This window comes from Streptomyces lunalinharesii (assembly GCF_039532155.1).
GTDB classification, from domain to species: domain Bacteria; phylum Actinomycetota; class Actinomycetes; order Streptomycetales; family Streptomycetaceae; genus Streptomyces; species Streptomyces lunalinharesii.
The window spans coordinates 18,268-34,427 of sequence record NZ_BAAARK010000017.1 but is presented as its reverse complement, the minus strand read 5'-3'; the positions used below and the strand labels follow the sequence as shown (position 1 = coordinate 34,427).

Here is a 16,160-nt window from a genome sequence, read left to right as displayed (position 1 = left end):
GTACAGATCGTTCAACGATCCGACAAGAGGTGTGTTGTCCCGTCCCCTCATCTGGGATTGACTTCGGCTGACATCGCAGTGGGCGGGCCGCCTCGGCCGGCCCGAACGGGACGGGACGGGCGGCGGCATGGCGGGCGGAGTGGCGAAGGACGACCGGCGGCGGCTCGCCGAGGTCGCCGGACTGGAACGGGACCGCGCCCTGCTCGGCCGCGCCAGCACGGCCGAACGGGTCGCCGACATCCTGCGGGACCGGATCACCGAGGGCTACTTCTCGCCCGGTGCGCGGCTGTCCGAGGAGAGCATCGGCGGTGCGCTGGGCGTCTCCCGCAACACCCTGCGCGAGTCGTTCCGGCTGCTCACCCACGAACGGCTGCTGGAGCACCGGCTGAATCGGGGGGTGTTCGTGCGGATGGTGACCGTCGAGGACCTCGACGACATCTTCCGAGTGCGGATGCTGGTGGAGTGCGCCGCGGTGCGCGGACTGGGCCAGGGCCCGTACGACCCGGCCACCGCCGCGTCGGTGGCGGCGATCGAGGCGGCGGTGCGGGCCGGTGAGGAGGCCGCGGCGGACCGGGTCTGGGACGAGCTCTCGACCGCCAACCTCCGCTTCCACCAGGCCGTCGTCGCGCTCGTCGGCAGCCCGCGCACGGACGAGCTGATGCGCGGGGTGCTGGCCGAACTCCGGCTGGTCTTCCACGTGATGGACGACCCGCAGCGCTTCCACTCGCCCTACCTGGTCCGCAACCGGCAGATCGCGGAAGCGCTGGTGGCCGGGGACGCGGTCGCGGCCGAGCGGTTGCTGCGCGCCTACCTGGAGGACTCGCGCGGCCAGTTGTCGGCGGCGTACGCCCAGCGCATCGCCGAGCGGTAGGCGCACTTCCGTCTCGTCGTCGCCGACCCCTTGTCGGATCGTTGAACAATCGCATAGCCTCCGCAGCAATCTCCCGAGCAACCCCTCATCGCTCCCCAGATGCCTGCGGCCCGTCGATCCGTGGCCCGCATCCGTTGGGGAACCCGTACGCGGAAGGCTGATCCATGATCGTGCTCCTCGGCGTGCTCGTGGTCGTCATCGGCTTCGCCACGAAACGCAACCCCCTGCTGGTCGTCGCGGTGGCCGGCATCGTCACCGGCCTCCTCGGCGGTCTCTCGCCCACGAAGGTGCTGGCCGCCTTCGGCGAGGGTTTCGCGGGAAGCCGGGCGGTGACCATCTTCGCCATCACCCTCCCGGTCATCGGCCTCCTGGAGCGCTACGGCCTCCAGGAACAGGCCCGCTCCCTCATCGCCCGCTTCGGCCGGCTCACCACCGGGCGCTTCCTCGCCCTCTACCTGGGGTTGCGGCAGATCGGCGCGGCCGTCGGACTGACCAACGTCTTCGGGCACGCGCAGACCGTCCGCCCGCTCGCCGTCCCGATGGCGGAGGGCGCCGCCGAGCGCCGCTACGGCCCGCTGCCGGCCCGCACCCGCGAGCGGATCCGCTCGTTCGCGGCCGGCGCGGACAACATCGGTCTCTTCTTCGGCGAGGACGTCTTCCTGGCCGTCGGCTCGATCCTGCTGATCACCGGCTTCGTCAACACCACCTACGGGACGCACCTCGAACCGCTGCACCTGGCGCTGTGGGCGATCCCCACCGCGCTGTGCGCCTTCGTCGTCCACGGCTGGCGGCTGCTGCGCCTGGACCGCCAGTTGGAGCGGGAGCTGCTCACCGCCAACGCCCACCCCACCACCGCAGCGGAGACCACCCGATGATCAAGGCAGAGTGGTTCTACTGGCTCGTCGGCCTCAGCTTCCTGGTGATGGCCGCCCAGATGGTCACCGACCGCAGCAACCCCAAGCGCTTCGGCACCGGCGCCTTCTGGGGCCTGATCGGCGCCGGGTTCGTCTACAGCAGCTGGGTGGTCACCAAGCAGGCGCCGGCCGAACCGCTCGGCGTCGCCGTGCTCGTCATGGCCGTGCTGGCCGGCTTCGGCTTCACCGGGCGCGGCACCCCGCGCACCACCACCCCCGAGGAGCGCACCGCGAGCGCCGCCCGGCTGGGCAACAAGCTCTTCGTCCCGGCCCTGACGATCCCGGTCGTCGCGATGGCCTGCGCCATCGGCGTCAAACACCTCACGGTCGGGGGCCGGCCGGTCCTCCAGGAGGGCAGCGAGACCATCCTGGGCCTGGGCATCGGCGCGGTCGCCGCGCTCGTCGTCGGCATGGTGATGCTGCGCGAGAAGCGCCCCTCGGTGCCGGTCCAGGCCGGCCGCACCATGCTGGAGGCGATGGGCTGGGCGATGCTGCTGCCGCAGATGCTCGCCACGCTCGGCGCCATCTTCCAGGTCTCCGGCGTCGGCGGTCAGGTCGGCAAGCTCGCCGCCGCCGTACTGCCCGAGGACTCCCTCTACGTAGCCGTGGTCGTCTACTGCGCGGGCATGTTCGCCTTCACGCTCGTCATGGGCAACGCCTTCGCCGCCTTCCCCGTGATGACCGCCGCGGTCGGCTGGCCCGTCCTCATCGGGCACTTCCACGGCAACCCGGCCGCCGTCCTGGCCCTCGGCATGCTCGCCGGCTTCTGCGGGACGCTGGTGACCCCGATGGCCGCCAACTTCAACATCGTCCCGGCGGCGCTGCTGGAACTGAAGGACCAGTACGGTCCGATCAAGGCGCAGTTGCCGACCGCCGGCATCCTGCTGGGCTGCAACGTCGTGATCATGGCGTTGTTCGCGTTCTGACCGGCCCGGCCGCCGGCGCACCGCCCCGCCCTCCGCACCACCTTGAAAGAGGCCGCATGCACCCCACCACCGAGCCGACCCGCGTCCTGCTCACCGGCTTCGAGCCGTTCGACGGCGAAACCACCAACCCCTCCTGGCAGGCGGTGCGCACCGCCGCCGGCACCCCGCTCGACGGGTTCGCGGTGCACACCGTGGAACTGCCCTGCGTCTACGGCGCCTCGCTGACCGCGCTGCGCACCGCGATCGCCGAGACCTCCCCCGATCTCGTGGTGTGCGTCGGACAGGCCGGCGGCCGCCCCGACGTCACCGTGGAACGGGTCGCCGTCAACGTCGACGACGCCCGCATCCCCGACACCGCGGGCGCCGAACCCGTCGACGAGCCGATCGTGCCGGGCGGGCCCGCCGCGTACTTCGCCACCCTCCCCATCAAGGCGTGCGTGGCCGCCGTCCGCGCCGCCGGCCTGCCGGCCTCGGTCTCCAACACCGCCGGAACCTTCGTCTGCAACCACGTCTTCTACGGGCTCGCCCACCTCATCGCCACCGAACTCCCGCACGTGCGCGGCGGGTTCGTGCACGTCCCGTACGCGCCCGAGCAGGTCACCGACCGCGCCCGGCCGTCGCTGCCGGTCGACGCGATGGCCACCGCGCTGCGCGCGATCGTCGTCGCCGCGGCCCGCACGCGCACCGACCTCAAGGTCGCGGAGGGGGCCACGCACTGACCCGTCGGCGCCGCCGGTAAAATGATCGGTCGGCCGGCCCGCGGGTCCGCCCATGAGTGGATCCGCGCCGTTTCGTCCGTTGTCCGTGCCAGCGCCTACTCTGTGCGACGTGACTTTTTCCGCCCCGGGGGCCGCTGCGCCCCAGCTCAACGGCCACAGCCGGCCCGCGCCGGGCCCGGCCGCCGACGAAGGACTGGCCCGCCGGCTGCGCGCGCTGGCGTGCACCGCGCCGCTGCACGACCTCGACGCGCGCAAGGCCAACCTCGCGGGCGAGTACGGGGTCTACGCGATGGCGGAGGTGGCGCTGTCCGTCATCGACCTGGTCACGCTCAACATGGACTTCGACACCGGCGCCGACCACGAGGAGATAGTCGCCAAGGTCCTGCCGCGGATCGCCGCCCAGGCCCCGGACCGCCCCTCGTCCGAGCACGAGCGGGTGGCCCGCTGGGTGCTGGAGAACCTCATCAACGTCGGCAGCGTCGACCGCGGCTTCCGGGCCGTGTACGGCACCTTCTCGACCGACGGCGCGTACGTCCGCCGCGACTACGACTTCAAGCTCGTCGAAGAGGTCCCCGGCGCCGGCGGCGCCGTCTACCTCCGCGCCACCGACGAGGCGGTCAACGTCCTCGTCGGCGCCCTCGACACCGACGTCACCAGCGCCCAGATCGCCGCCGAGGTCAAGCTGGAGGTGCTGATCAGCCGCGGCCGGCTCGCGGACGCCCAGCTCGCCGCCGAGCAGGCCCGCTACCGCACCGTCCAGTACGCCGAGACCCTCCGCAAGACCCTGGAGGCCACCCGGCGCAACGTCCGGTCGGTCGACTGGCTGCGCACCGTCCCCGACATGATCAACGAGGCCCTGGACCACGTCGCGGACCGCTACCGCCACGAGAACGCCATCCTCACCAACATCCGCAAGGCCCGCGACGAGGCCGAGGCCGTCGACGCGCGGACCAGCGAGCACAAGCGGCGCGCCGCCGAACTGGTCGACATCGTCAAGGACTGCATCCGCCGCCACACCCAGCTCCAGTCCCGCCTGCTGGAGGCCGGCCCGCTCTTCCGCGCCGAGCAGGACCGCCAGGCGTTCGCCGCGCCCGCCGCCCGCACCGGCCTCGACCTGTACGGCCAGCTCGTCGTGCCCCTGCTGCCGCTGCCCGTCGAGCAGGCCAGCCGGGTCACCGACGCCTTCTTCGCCCGCGGCACGGGCCTGCGCACCCCCGCCGCGGTCCGGGTCGGCGACCTCGTCGAGGTGCTGCTCACCCCGCCCGTGGAGCGCGAGCACCTGGGCGCCGAGATGCCCGAGCCCGACCTGGTGGCCACGCCCGACGACAGCCGCTTCAGCGAGGCCCAGCTCGACGCCGCGACGGCCCTGCTCGACCTGCCCTCCGACGCGCCCCGCCGGCTCTCCGGCCTGCTCGCCGAGGCCCGCCGCAGCGACCCCGAACTCCCGTACCTGGTCGCCCTGTTGGCGGTGCACGCGGCCAGCCCCCCGGTCGGCACCGCCTACCGCCAGGGCGAGCAGCAGCTGCTCTTCGCCGTGGACGACGGCACCGAGCTGGTCGACCCCGAGTTCGGCGGCGCCGACCTCATCGTCGGCACCGCCCTGCTGGACGCGGTCGGGATGGCCGCCGACCGTTCGGAGGGGGCCTGATGCCCGCCGCGCACCACCACCGCCGGATACCGGCCGGACCGACCCCGCCGCGCCACGAGATACCCCCGACCGTCCCCCACAAGGAGCTCCGCCCGTGACCCAGTACGACGCCGACGAGGTGCCCGCGCCCGACCCGGCGCCCGGGACCGGCGCAGCGGCCCGGAGCACCGCCGACGCCCCCGGGACGGCCCCCGGCCACCCGTTCACCGAGCCCCCGGCCGCCGCCCTCCCGACCCCGTTCGACCGCGGGGAGGCGCCGGACCAGGGCCGCACCCCGTCGCTCACCCCGGCCGACGCCGCCCGGCTGGTCGCCTTCGGCCTCCAGCCCAAGCTGCTGCCGGCCCGGGACGCGGAATACGCCGAACTGCTGCGCCGCTACCGCGACGAGCCCGCCTTCGCCCGGCTCGCCGACGCCGTCGCCAGCGGCCTCGGACTGGTCGTCCTGGAGGTCTCCACCCGCGCCGGAATGGCCGTCACCGCCACCGAGGACTCCGTCTTCGCGGTCCGGATGGGCGACTACGCCCGCCGCGCCGCCGCCGACTCCGCCGACCGCTTCCTGCACGGCCTGGCCCACCTGGCCGTCGCCGCCATGTCCTTCCCCCGCCCCGAGGACCTCGCCGACGACGGCTACATCGGCCGGATCACCGTCAACGGCGTCGACGCCTTCGTCCGGCAGGCGTGCCGTCGCCTGGAGGAGCGCGCCGCGCAGGACGGCGAGAACACCGACCCGGTCACCGAGGCCCCCGGCCTGGAGTCCGCCTGGCGGGTCTACGCCCGCCGCAGCGCCACCGGCGCCACCAAGGACGCCCGGCGACTGGCCGGCTCGACCACCGGCATCATCGCCAAGGCCGTCACCTTCCTCGTCGACTCCGGCTTCCTCCAGCGCACCGGCGACGACGCCGGCGGCGCCTACCGCACCACCGCCCGCTACCAACTCCAGGTCCGCGACATGGCCGGCACCGCCGCCATGGCCGAACTGCTGGAGCTGGGCATCGTCCCGGTCTCCGACGGCACCGCCTCGCTGCTGCCCGGCGAGGAGAGTGACGACCTCGACCTGGTGGCCGAGGCCGGCCTGCCCTTCCACTCCGACTGACGCCCCCGGCGCCCCACCCGCCCCGACCACCCACACACCAACGAGAGTCCGCCATGTACGAGCTGTCCCGGGTCCGCCTCTACTCCATCGGGCCGGCCGGTGCGCGCTACGCCGACACCGTGCTGGACCTGCGCGGGGTCGGCGCGCCGGTGCCGCAGCCGGCCCCCGCCCAGGCGGACTTCTTCGAGGACGAACCGGTCGGCCCGCCGCGCCGCCCGGCCCCGGCCGGCGTGCTCTTCCTGGAGAACGGCGGCGGGAAGTCCGTCCTGCTCAAGCTGATCTTCTCGGTGATGCTGCCGGGCCACCGCAACACCCTCGGCGGCGCCAGCTCCGGCGTGCTGCGCAAGTTCCTGCTCGCCGACGACTGCGGCCACGTCGCCCTGGAATGGCAGCACGTCGTCACCGGCGAGTCCGTCGTGGTCGGCAAGGTCAGCGAATGGCGCGGGCGCCAGGTCTCCAACGACCCCCGCAAGTTCGCCGAGGCGTGGTACAGCTTCCGGCCCGGCCCCGGGATGAGCCTGGACTCCCTCCCGGTCGCCGAGGCCACCCTCGTCCGCCCCCGGACCGAAGACGGCGAGCGGGGCTCCGGCGCGCAGGGCCGCCGCCGCACCATGAAGGGCTTCCGCGACGCGCTCACCGACGCCGGCAAGAACTACCCCAACCTCGACGTGGTCTGGGAGGAGGTCCACGAGCGCTGGAACGAACTCCTCGGAGACCTCGGCCTGGACCCCGAACTCTTCCGCTACCAGCGCGAGATGAACGCCGACGAGGGTGAGGCGGCCGGCCTGTTCGCGGTCAAGAACGACTCCGACTTCACCGACCTGCTGCTGCGCGCCGTCACCGACACCCGGGACACCGACGGCCTCGCCGACCTCGTCCACGGTTTCGCCCACAAGCTCGGCCGGCGCGCCGAACTCACCGCCGAACGCGACTTCACCGCCGGCTCGCTGGACCTGCTCTCCAAGATCGCCGAGTCCGCCGAGACGCGCGAACGGGCCCGCGAGGTGCACGCCGGCGCCGAACGCCGCACCCGCGCCCTGGCCCAACGCCTGCACGCCCGCGGCACCGAGGAGCGCGGCCGGGCCGCCGAACTGGCCGAGGCGGTCGCCGCCGCCGCGCACCGGGGCACCGACGCCGAACGCGGCCGCGAGCGCCGCGCCCTGGTCTCCGCCGAACTCGCCTACCGGCACGCCTCGTTGGCACTGGCCGCCGCGGAGAAGGGGGCCGCCGCCCAGCGCCGGGAGCTGAACGACGCCCGGACCCTGCACAGCGCCTGGCAGGCCGCCGAGACCGCGCTGCGGCACCGCGCCGCCGCCGACCGCTCGGCCCGGGTCGCCGCCGCCATCCGGGAGGCCGAGCGGGACGCCGCCCCGGCACTCGCCGCCCGCGCCACCGCCGCCGCCGACCTGGTGCGCGCCCTGCACGGCGCCGCCGAGGCCGGCGAACGGCTCGCCAACGAGGAGGAGGAGCGCTCCGCCGCCCTCCAGGAGGTCGGCGAGTCCGCGCACCGCGACGCCACCGGCGCCGCCACCCACGCCCAGCGCGCCCGCAGCGAGTCCGACCACCTCAAGCAGCGGCTCACCGAGGTCGCCGAGGAGACCGCGGAGGCGGTGCGGGCCGGCTGGCTCGATGCCGCCCAGGGCGCTGACCCCGACGCCGACCCGGCCCGCGCCGCGCTCGCCGCCTCCGACGCCGAGAAGACCGCCGTCGCGGCGTGGGACGCGGCCCGCGACGCCGCCCGGCAGGCCACCGACCGGGCCCGCGAGACCGCCGCCCGGCACTCCGCCGCCGAACTCGCCGCGGCCCGCGCCGCGGACGCCGCCGAGGCCGCCGAGCGGGCCCACGACGCCGAGCGGCGGGCCGCCGAGTCGATCGGCGCCGAGCAGCGCCTCACCGAACTCCTCGGCCTGCCCGAGGCGTCGGCGATCGCCCTGCCCGGCCCCCGTACGGCCGACGGCACCGCATCCGCCGCCCCGCGCCGCGCCGCCGGTCCGCTCACCGCCGAGGAACTGGACCGCAGCGCCGACGCCCTGCACGAGCTGCTGGAGGGGGGCGTCGCCGCCGCCGAGCGGCAGCTGTTCGACCTGCGCACGGCCGCCGCCGACGACGCCCGGATCCTGGGCGCGCTGGGCGACGGCGGACTGCTGCCGCCGGGCCCCGACGTGCTGGCCGCGGTGGAGTACCTGGGCGAGCACGGCGTCCCCGCCCTGCCCGGCTGGCGCTACCTCGCCCAGTCCGTCGACCCGGCCGACCACACCCGGGTGCTGGCCGCCCGCCCCGAACTCGTCGACGGCGTGATCATCACCGACCCGGCCACCCACGCCCGGGCCCGCGAGGTGCTCGCGCAGGCCGCGCTGCTGCCGCGGTCCGCCGTCGCGGTGGGCACCGCCGCCGCCCTGTTGGCCCCCACGCCGGCCCCCGACGCCCAGGACAGCAGCGTCTCCGGCGTCTTCCTCGTGCCGCCGAACCCGGCCATGCACGACGAGTCCGCCGCCGACGAGGAGCGCCGCGCGCTGCGCACCCGCGCCGCCGAGCGCGACGAGGAGATCCGGACGCTGGCCGCCCGCCTCGCCGGGGACCGGGCGCTCGCCGCCCGCCTGGGCTCCTGGCGGGCCGGCTGCCCGGCCGGGTGGCTCGGCGAACTCGCCGAGGCCGCAACCCGCGCCCGGACCGCGGCCGATCAGGCCGCCGCGGAGCTGACCGAGGCCCGCGTGGGCCGCGCCGAGGCCGACGAGGTCGCCGCCGAGGCCACCCGGGTGCGCGACGAGCGCCAAGAGGTCGCCCAGCGCGCCCGGCGCGCCGCCGACCTGCTCGCCGGCCTCGCCCACCGGTTGCGCGAGCGCGCCGGCTGGCAGTCCCGGATGCGGGAACTCGCCGACGAGGCCGTGGAGTTCGAGGCCCGCGCCGAGGAGTGCGTGGACCGGGCCCGGGCCGCCGACGAGGACCGCCGGGCCGCCCAGCGGGCCGCCGACGACGCCCGCCGCACCACCCGCGCGCTGCGCGCCGAGCGCGCCGAGATCGCCGGCGTCCCCGACGACCTGGGCGAGGCCCCCGAGGAGTCGAGCACCTCGCTGCCCGCGCTCCGCGAGGCGTACCGCGCCGCGTCCCAGCTCTACGAGAAGGTCGGCGTCGGCGCCGACCTGCGCGCCGAGCAGGCCCGCGCCGAGGGCGACGAGTCCGCCGCGCTGGCCGAGCTGAACCGCCTCACCAACAAGGTCCGCATCCGCGCGGAGCAGCTGCTGCAGAGCCCGGACGCCGCCGACGGCCCGTCCCGTCAGGCCGCCGCCGGCCGCGCCGAATCGCTGGTGCAGATGCTGGAGACCCGCGCCTCGGCCGCCAGCGAGCAGCTGGGCCGGCTGCGCGGCGAGGCGGAGCGGCTGGCGCCGACCGACGGCGCGGCCCACACCGAGCTGCCCGAGGACCTGGTGCCGGCCGACGCCGACCGGGCCAAGGAGCTGCTGCGCACCGCCAACGGCGAACTCGGCACCGCCACCGAGGCGTTGGCGGCCGCCCGCACCGAGCACGAGGAACTGCTCCGCACGCACCGCGGCGCCGAGGACGCGGCCGGCGGCTTCGACGAGACGGCGGCCCTCCTGCGCGACCTGCTGCGGGACCACCAGGACGCCGAGGAGGGCGAGGAGGCGTCGGTCGAGCCGTACGGCGACGGCCTGGCCGCGGCCCGGCAGGCCGCAGCGGAGTCCCGGCGCTCGTTGCGCGGCTGCGCCGCCGACCTCTCCGCCGCCGAGGCCGCGGTCCGCGAGGCGTGTGACGTCCTCGTCCGGCACGCCAACTCCACCCGCTACGAGCAGGTGCGCACCCCCGCCCGCCAGCAGATCCGGGAGCTGCCCGCCGCGGCGCTGCCGGACCACGCCGCCAAGTGGGCGGAGGCGTTCGCGCCCCGCCTCCGGGTGCTCACCGACGAACTCGCCCAGCTGGAGCGGAACCGCGGCTCCATCGTCGACCGGCTGCGCGGCCTGGTGGAGTCGTCGCTGACCACGCTGCGCTCCGCCCAGCGGCTGTCCCGACTGCCCGAGGGGCTGGGGGAGTGGTCGGGGCAGGAGTTCCTGCGGATCCGGTTCGAGGACCCCGACCAGGCCACCCTCACCGAGCGGTTGGGCGAGGTCATCGACGAGGCGACCCGTGCGGCGGTGAAGAAGAACAGCGATCTGCGCCGGGACGGGATGTCCCTGCTGCTGCGCGGGGTGCAGGCCGCGCTCCAGCCGCGCGGGGTGGCGGTGGAGATCCTCAAGCCGGACGCGGTGCTGCGCGCCGAGCGGGTCCCGGTGGGGCAGATGGGCGACGTGTTCTCCGGCGGCCAGCTGCTGACCGCCGCCATCGCCCTGTACTGCACGATGGCGGCGCTGCGCAGCAACGACCGGGGCCGGGACAAGCAGCGGCACGCCGGCACGCTGTTCCTCGACAACCCGATCGGCCGCGCCAACGCCACCTACCTGCTGGAGCTCCAGCGCGCCGTCGCCGACGCCCTGGGCGTCCAACTGCTCTACACCACCGGCCTGTTCGACACCACGGCGCTCGCGGAGTTCCCGCTGGTGATCCGCCTGCGCAACGACGCGGACCTGCGGGCCGGCCTGAAGTACATCAGTGTCGAGGAGCACCTGCGGCCGGGCCTGCCGCAGCCGGACCCGTCCGGCGAGGCGGTGCACGGGCAGATCACCGCGACGCGGATGTACCGCCGCCCGGAGGAGCCGGCACCGGCTCGGCCGGCCACCGGCTGAGCGCCCCGCCCGGGCTCAGCCGCCGTACCCCATGCGGCGGGAGAGTTCGGCGGCGGCCTGCACCGCCGCCTTCGCCAGCTCCGGGAGGCGTTCGGGGGCCATCCGGTAGGCGGGCCCGGAGACGCCGAGCGCCCCGATGACCGTCCCGTCGTAGGAGCGGACGGGTGCCGCGACGGCGTTCAGTCCGGTCTCGAACTCCTCGGTGGTGCAGGCGAACCCGTCCTCGTGGGCGGCCGCCAGCTGCTCCCGCACGGCGGCCGCGGCGGTCAGCGTGGCGTCGGTGAACCGCGCCAACGGGCGGCCCAGCAACGCCTCGCGGCGCTCTGGCGGCAGGTGGGCCAACAGGACCTTGCCGCTGGCGGTGGCGTGCAGCGGGGTGCGCCGGCCCAGCCAGTTGTGGGCGGTCACCGCGGCGGAGCCCCGGGCCTGCATGATGTTGACCGCGGCGTCGCCGTCCAGCACCGCGATGTTGGCGGTCTCCCCGGTCTCGTCGGCCAGCGCCCGGCAGAGCGGTTGGCCCTCCTGGGAGATGTCCAGCCGGATCGCCGCGGCGCCGGCCAGCCGCAGCACCCCGGCGCCCAGGAAGTACTTGCCGCGCTCCTTCTCCTGCTCGACCAGGCCGCGGTTCTCCAGGACGCCCAGGATCCGGAAGGCGGTCGACTTGTGGACGCCCAACTCGTCGGCGAGTTCGGTGACCCCGGCCTCGCCCAGCCGGGCCAGGCTCTCCAACACGCTCACCGCGCGGTCCACCGACTGCACGGAGCTGGTCCCGCGTCTGTCCTCGGCGCGTCCGTCCGCCGCGTCCGTCGTCTTCGTCATGACGCTCGCCTCACCACCCCGTCGCCCCCGACGGGCACGTCGTGGGGCCGCTCTGCGGAAGGCCCTTGACGCGGGCGCTCCCCGACTTGGATTCTGTTGCGCATCGCGAGATGCGATGCGCAATTCACAACGCCATGATACCGATCAGCGCGAGGGGGGCCAGATGTTTCCCGTCTGCCACATCGAGGACCTGCCGGTCGGCGCATCCGTCCGGATCCGGATCGACGACACCACACCCGCCATCGCCGTCTTCCACACCGAGGACGGGCTCTACGCCGTCGACGACACCTGTAGCCACCAGGACGCCTCGCTCTCCGAGGGCTGGGTCGAGGGCTGCTTCGTCGAATGCCCGCTGCACGCCGCCCTGTTCGACCTGCGCACCGGAGCGCCGACCTGCCTGCCCGCCCGCCGCCCGGTGCGCACCCACGAGGTCGGGGTGCTGGACGGCACGGTCCACGTGCGGCCCGCCGTGCGCGAAGGGGCGGTGGCCTGACCGCCGACCCGATCGGGGCGCCGTCCCGTCACGCCGCGGCGCGGTCCGTCCGCGACGGCTCCTGCGACGGCCGGCGCCCCTGCCGACGGGCCCGGCGGCGCTCCCGGCGCAACTGCCGGGCGGTGCTGCTCGGCTCCGACCGCACCCCGTGCCGCTGCACCCAGACCTGCCGGGTCACCCACACGTCCAGTACGCCCCAGGTCGCCACGATGGTGCTGGCGACCGTGCACAGGACCGCCGGGAACGCGAACCAGGACCTCGCGAGCGTGCACAGGAAGGCCACCATGGCCTGGATCAGGGTGACCGCCACGATGATCACGGCCCGCACCGCCGCGGTGCGCACCGGATCGGCCATCCGGCGCCGGCTCGCCGGTTCCACCTGCCACAAAGGACGCCCGTCGCGCTGCATAGCGTCACACTCCCCGCACTCTCCCCGGACCCTTCCCCGCCGCCCGACTCCTCGGTGGCTGCCCGGGTTTCACCGGATACATGCCACACGGACCGGCCCGCTGTCCACTCGACGTCCCCCTCAGCCACCACGCACCGGGGTGCGCGGAAGCACCCGGGCGGGACAGCACCGACCGCGCGCCCCGGGTGGCCATAGCCACACTCGACGGCCGGCCGTCCGGGCATCGCCGGACATCTCGTGACGATCCCGTCCCGCCGACGTGCCCCGCTGCCGTGCCGGGCCTACGGATCGGTCGCCCGACAGTAGTAGGCTCACGCCGCTGTTGACGGAACACCACCCCCCGGACGCGCGGGGTTGACGTAGGGGAGGCCATGCGCTTTCGCGGGAGGTCGGTCCGCCGGAAGATCGTGGCGCTGCTGCTCGTGCCGCTGGTGTCCCTGACGCTGATGTGGACGATCACGACGTACGTCACCGGCCGGGAGGCCAACCAACTCCTCGACGTCGGCGCCGTGGTCCGCAACCTCGGCTACCCCGTCGAGGACACCCTCCAGGCCGTCCAGCGCGAACGCCGCCAGAGCCTGCTCTACCTCGCCGACCGCCGCGGTGCCAACGCGCTCAGCGAACTCCACCACCAGACCCGGGCCACCGACGACGCCGTGGCCCGGCTGCACGACGACGTGGACACCCCGGACGTCCGCGCCGACCTGGCCGGTTCGGCCGTCGGCCGGCTCGACGAGCTGGTCAAGGGCCTGGACGGACTGGAGGACCTGCGCACCCAGGTCGAGGACAACCAGCTCGGCCGCGAGGAGGCCATGGAGTCCTACAACGCCCTGGTCGACCCCGGCTACGACCTGCTCGCCGCCCTCCACGCCCTGGAGAACGTCGAGATGGACAAGCAGGGCCGGGCGCTGGTCGGCATCACCCGCGCCCGGGAGGCGTTCTCCCGCGAGGACGCCCTGATGTCCGCGATCCTCACCTCCGGCAGCATCACCAAGCACGACCAGCGCGCCCTCTCCGACCGGATCGCCGAGCGCCGCATCCTCTACGCCACCAACCTGCCGCTGCTGCCCGCCGCCGACCGCGGCGTCTTCGAGGACTACTGGCACTCCGCCGGCGCCCGCGAACTCACCTCCTTCGAGGACCGGGTGATCGCCGCCGACCCGTCGACCGCCGCGCACGCGGTCAACGCCGACCGGTGGAACACCGCAGCGGAGAAGGTCCTCGGCGACCTCGGCCGGTTGGGCAGGGACGCCGGCGACCGCTATCAGGAGCGGGTCGCACCGATCGCCACCCGGATCGTCGTCAAGGCCGTCGGCACCGGCGTCCTCGGCTTCGTCGCGCTCATGGTCTCGGTCGTCGTCTCGCTGCGCATCGGCCGCCGGCACGTGCGGGACCTGACCCGACTGCGCAAGACCGCCCACGAGATGTCCGGCGTCCGACTGCCGAGCGTGATGCGCCGGCTGGCGGCCGGCGAACGGGTCGACGTCGAGACCGAGGCGCCCCGCCTGGAGTTCGGCCCGGACGAGACCGGCCAGGTCGGGCAGGCGCTCAACACCCTCCAGCGGGCCGCCGTCGAAGCCGCCGTCAAACAGGCCGACATGCGCCGCGGCGTCTCCGAGGTGTTCGTCAACCTCGCCCGCCGCAACCAGGTCCTGCTGCACCGCCAACTGACCCTCCTGGACGCCATGGAGCGGCGCACCGAGGACACCGACGAACTCGCCGACCTGTTCCGGCTCGACCACATGACGACCCGCATGCGGCGGCACGCCGAGGGCCTGGTCATCCTCTCCGGCGCGGCCCCCTCCCGGCAGTGGCGCAAGCCGGTCCAGCTGATGGACGTGGTGCGCGCGGCCGTCGCCGAGGTCGAGGACTACGAACGCATCGAGGTCCGCCGGCTGCCCCGCCTCGCGGTGGACGGCCCCGCGGTCTCCGACCTCACCCACCTCGTCGCGGAACTCCTGGAGAACGCCACCGTCTTCTCCCCGCCGCACACCGCCGTGCAGGTCCTGGGCGAACGGGTCTCCAACGGCTACACCCTGGAGATCCACGACCGCGGCCTGGGCATGGCCCCCGACCAACTCCTGGACGCCAACCTCCGGCTCGCCGAGACCCCCGAGTTCGAGCTGTCCGACACCGACCGGCTCGGCCTCTTCGTCGTCAGCCGGCTCGCCCAGCGCCAGGGCGTCCGGGTCTCCCTCCAGCCCTCGCCGTACGGCGGCACCACCGCCGTGGTCCTCGTCCCCGGCACGCTCCTCACCGACACCGGCGAGGGCGCCCGCGACGCCGGCCCGATCGCCGCCGGCACCACGGTCGAGAACGCCGAGACCGCCGAGGGCACAGCGGCCGCCGCCCTCGACCCGCTCGCCCAGGTCCCGGTGCCGCTGCCCCGGCGCACCCGGCGGGGCGCCCTGGACGGGCCGGTCGAACTGGAGGCGCCGGTGACGCCGGACGAGCCGGACACGACGGACCGCGCCGACGACGGGACGACCCCCTTCCCGGCCCTGCCGCGCCGCCGGGCCGGTAAGGGAGCGACCGGCGGCCCCAAGGCCGTGCGCGCCGCCGCCGTCCCGTCCGGCGAACAGCACCAGCAGGCCGGCGACCAGGCACCGACCGGCACCCCCGCCCCGCTGCCGCGCCGGCCCCGCACACCGGTCCTGGTCGCCGACCACGGCCGGACCGTGGACGGCGCGCGGACCCCGGACGCCCCCCGCGACAAGGAGCGCCCCCCGTCGTCCGCGGAACCGCGGGCCGCCGCCTCCGCCCCCCGGGACACCCCCGCCGCCGGCACCCCGGCCGGCGACGACCCCGCCCCGACCACCACCCCCACCGGCCTGCCCCGCCGGGTGCGCCAGGCCAGCCTGGCCCCGCAGCTGAGGACCGACCAGGACGCCGAGCCCCCGGCGGACCAGCCGGCCGCACCGGCCGCGGACGACCGGGACGCCGAGGCGGTCCGGGCCCGGATGGCCTCGCTCCAGCGCGGCTGGCAGCGCGGCCGCCGGGAGAACGGCGAGGCCCCCCGCACCCCCACACCCCCGGACCGGGGCACCCCAGACGGTGCCGCCGGGGGCGCAACAGCACCACGAACGACATCGGGAGAGGACGGTCCATGACCGCACCGAAGGCAGCCGCTTCCACCACCGCCTCGCCGCACGGATCCGGGGAGCTGAACTGGCTCCTGGACGAGCTGGTCGAGCGGGTCGGCAGCATCCGCAAGGCACTGGTCCTCTCCAGCGACGGCCTGGCCACCGGCGCGTCCAAGGACCTCACCCGCGAGGACGGCGAACACCTGGCCGCGGTGGCCTCCGGCTTCCACAGCCTCGCCAAGGGCGTCGGCCGGCACTTCGAGGCCGGGCAGGTCCGGCAGACCCTGGTCGAGCTGGACGACGCGTTCCTCTTCGTCAGCGCGGCCGGCGACGGCAGCTGCCTGGCGGTCCTCGCCGACGCCGACTCCGACGTCGGGCTGGTCGCCTACGAGATGACCCTGCTCGTCAAGCGGGTGGGCACCCACCTGGGCACCGCGCCCCGGTCCTGA

At 75.0% G+C, this 16,160-nt stretch carries 12 protein-coding genes; 10 read left to right on the top strand and 2 right to left on the bottom strand.

The features are described from left to right. Positions 1 to 127 precede the first annotated feature (127 nt). The 7 genes from ABD385_RS24025 (at position 128) to ABD385_RS23995 (ending at position 10,907) form a co-directional block, all read left to right on the top strand. Positions 128 to 871, top strand: a complete 744-nt coding sequence (locus ABD385_RS24025) for a GntR family transcriptional regulator (RefSeq protein ID WP_344579589.1) — start codon at positions 128 to 130, stop codon at positions 869 to 871. Between the two features lie 164 nt (positions 872 to 1,035). Then, entirely contained in the window at positions 1,036 to 1,746 is a 711-nt protein-coding gene (locus tag ABD385_RS24020; protein ID WP_344579587.1) for a DUF969 domain-containing protein, read from the top strand. Continuing rightward, positions 1,743 to 2,711 (top strand): DUF979 domain-containing protein, encoded by a 969-nt coding sequence (locus tag ABD385_RS24015; protein ID WP_344579585.1) that lies wholly within the window; start codon positions 1,743 to 1,745, stop codon positions 2,709 to 2,711. Before ABD385_RS24020 ends, ABD385_RS24015 begins: the two co-directional genes overlap by 4 nt. Positions 2,712 to 2,767: 56 nt before the next feature. Continuing rightward, positions 2,768 to 3,430: a pyroglutamyl-peptidase I gene (gene pcp / locus ABD385_RS24010; RefSeq protein ID WP_344579583.1), complete on the top strand. Its 663-nt coding sequence runs from the start codon at positions 2,768 to 2,770 to the stop codon at positions 3,428 to 3,430. Positions 3,431 to 3,539: 109 nt separating this feature from the next. Next, positions 3,540 to 5,078, top strand: coding sequence for a hypothetical protein (locus ABD385_RS24005; RefSeq protein WP_344579582.1), 1,539 nt, complete (start codon positions 3,540 to 3,542; stop codon positions 5,076 to 5,078). A 94-nt stretch (positions 5,079 to 5,172) separates the two neighbouring features. Then, on the top strand, positions 5,173 to 6,171 hold the full coding sequence (locus ABD385_RS24000) for a hypothetical protein (protein WP_344579581.1): 999 nt from the start codon (positions 5,173 to 5,175) through the stop codon (positions 6,169 to 6,171). 53 nt (positions 6,172 to 6,224) lie between these two features. Further along, a complete protein-coding gene (locus tag ABD385_RS23995; protein ID WP_344579579.1) occupies positions 6,225 to 10,907 on the top strand; it encodes a coiled-coil domain-containing protein in 4,683 nt (1,560 codons plus the stop codon). A gap of 15 nt (positions 10,908 to 10,922) precedes the next feature. On the opposite strand, the gene ABD385_RS23990 is transcribed toward ABD385_RS23995, so the two are convergent. Then, positions 10,923 to 11,726, bottom strand: coding sequence for an IclR family transcriptional regulator (locus ABD385_RS23990; protein ID WP_344579577.1), 804 nt, complete (start codon positions 11,724 to 11,726; stop codon positions 10,923 to 10,925). 163 nt (positions 11,727 to 11,889) lie between these two features. Between ABD385_RS23990 and ABD385_RS23985 the strand changes: the two genes are divergently transcribed. After that, positions 11,890 to 12,219: a bifunctional 3-phenylpropionate/cinnamic acid dioxygenase ferredoxin subunit gene (locus ABD385_RS23985; protein WP_344579575.1), complete on the top strand. Its 330-nt coding sequence runs from the start codon at positions 11,890 to 11,892 to the stop codon at positions 12,217 to 12,219. A gap of 28 nt (positions 12,220 to 12,247) precedes the next feature. Here the strand turns inward: ABD385_RS23985 and ABD385_RS23980 are convergent, their stop codons facing one another. Beyond that, positions 12,248 to 12,628, bottom strand: coding sequence for a hypothetical protein (locus tag ABD385_RS23980; protein ID WP_344579573.1), 381 nt, complete (start codon positions 12,626 to 12,628; stop codon positions 12,248 to 12,250). A gap of 371 nt (positions 12,629 to 12,999) precedes the next feature. On the opposite strand from ABD385_RS23980, the gene ABD385_RS23975 reads away from it, so the two are divergent. Both ABD385_RS23975 and ABD385_RS23970 read left to right on the top strand, forming a co-directional pair. After that, the gene (locus ABD385_RS23975) at positions 13,000 to 15,738 is read left to right on the top strand and encodes a sensor histidine kinase (protein ID WP_344579571.1); all 2,739 of its coding nucleotides are present in this window, start codon (positions 13,000 to 13,002) and stop codon (positions 15,736 to 15,738) included. Then, positions 15,735 to 16,160 carry a roadblock/LC7 domain-containing protein gene (locus ABD385_RS23970; RefSeq protein ID WP_344579569.1) on the top strand — a complete coding sequence of 142 codons (426 nt, stop codon included), beginning with the start codon at positions 15,735 to 15,737 and terminating at the stop codon, positions 16,158 to 16,160. Before ABD385_RS23975 ends, ABD385_RS23970 begins: the two co-directional genes overlap by 4 nt.

Coding starts and splice junctions, on each gene's coding strand:
- ABD385_RS23985 (WP_344579575.1), top strand. CDS start 11,890: ATGTTTCCCGTCTGCCACATCGAGGACCTGCCGGTCGGCGCATCCGTC.
- ABD385_RS24025 (WP_344579589.1), top strand. CDS start 128: ATGGCGGGCGGAGTGGCGAAGGACGACCGGCGGCGGCTCGCCGAGGTC.
- ABD385_RS24015 (WP_344579585.1), top strand. CDS start 1,743: ATGATCAAGGCAGAGTGGTTCTACTGGCTCGTCGGCCTCAGCTTCCTG.
- ABD385_RS23990 (WP_344579577.1), bottom strand. CDS start 11,726: ATGACGAAGACGACGGACGCGGCGGACGGACGCGCCGAGGACAGACGC.
- ABD385_RS23975 (WP_344579571.1), top strand. CDS start 13,000: ATGCGCTTTCGCGGGAGGTCGGTCCGCCGGAAGATCGTGGCGCTGCTG.
- ABD385_RS24020 (WP_344579587.1), top strand. CDS start 1,036: ATGATCGTGCTCCTCGGCGTGCTCGTGGTCGTCATCGGCTTCGCCACG.
- pcp (WP_344579583.1), top strand. CDS start 2,768: ATGCACCCCACCACCGAGCCGACCCGCGTCCTGCTCACCGGCTTCGAG.
- ABD385_RS23970 (WP_344579569.1), top strand. CDS start 15,735: ATGACCGCACCGAAGGCAGCCGCTTCCACCACCGCCTCGCCGCACGGA.
- ABD385_RS23980 (WP_344579573.1), bottom strand. CDS start 12,628: ATGCAGCGCGACGGGCGTCCTTTGTGGCAGGTGGAACCGGCGAGCCGG.
- ABD385_RS23995 (WP_344579579.1), top strand. CDS start 6,225: ATGTACGAGCTGTCCCGGGTCCGCCTCTACTCCATCGGGCCGGCCGGT.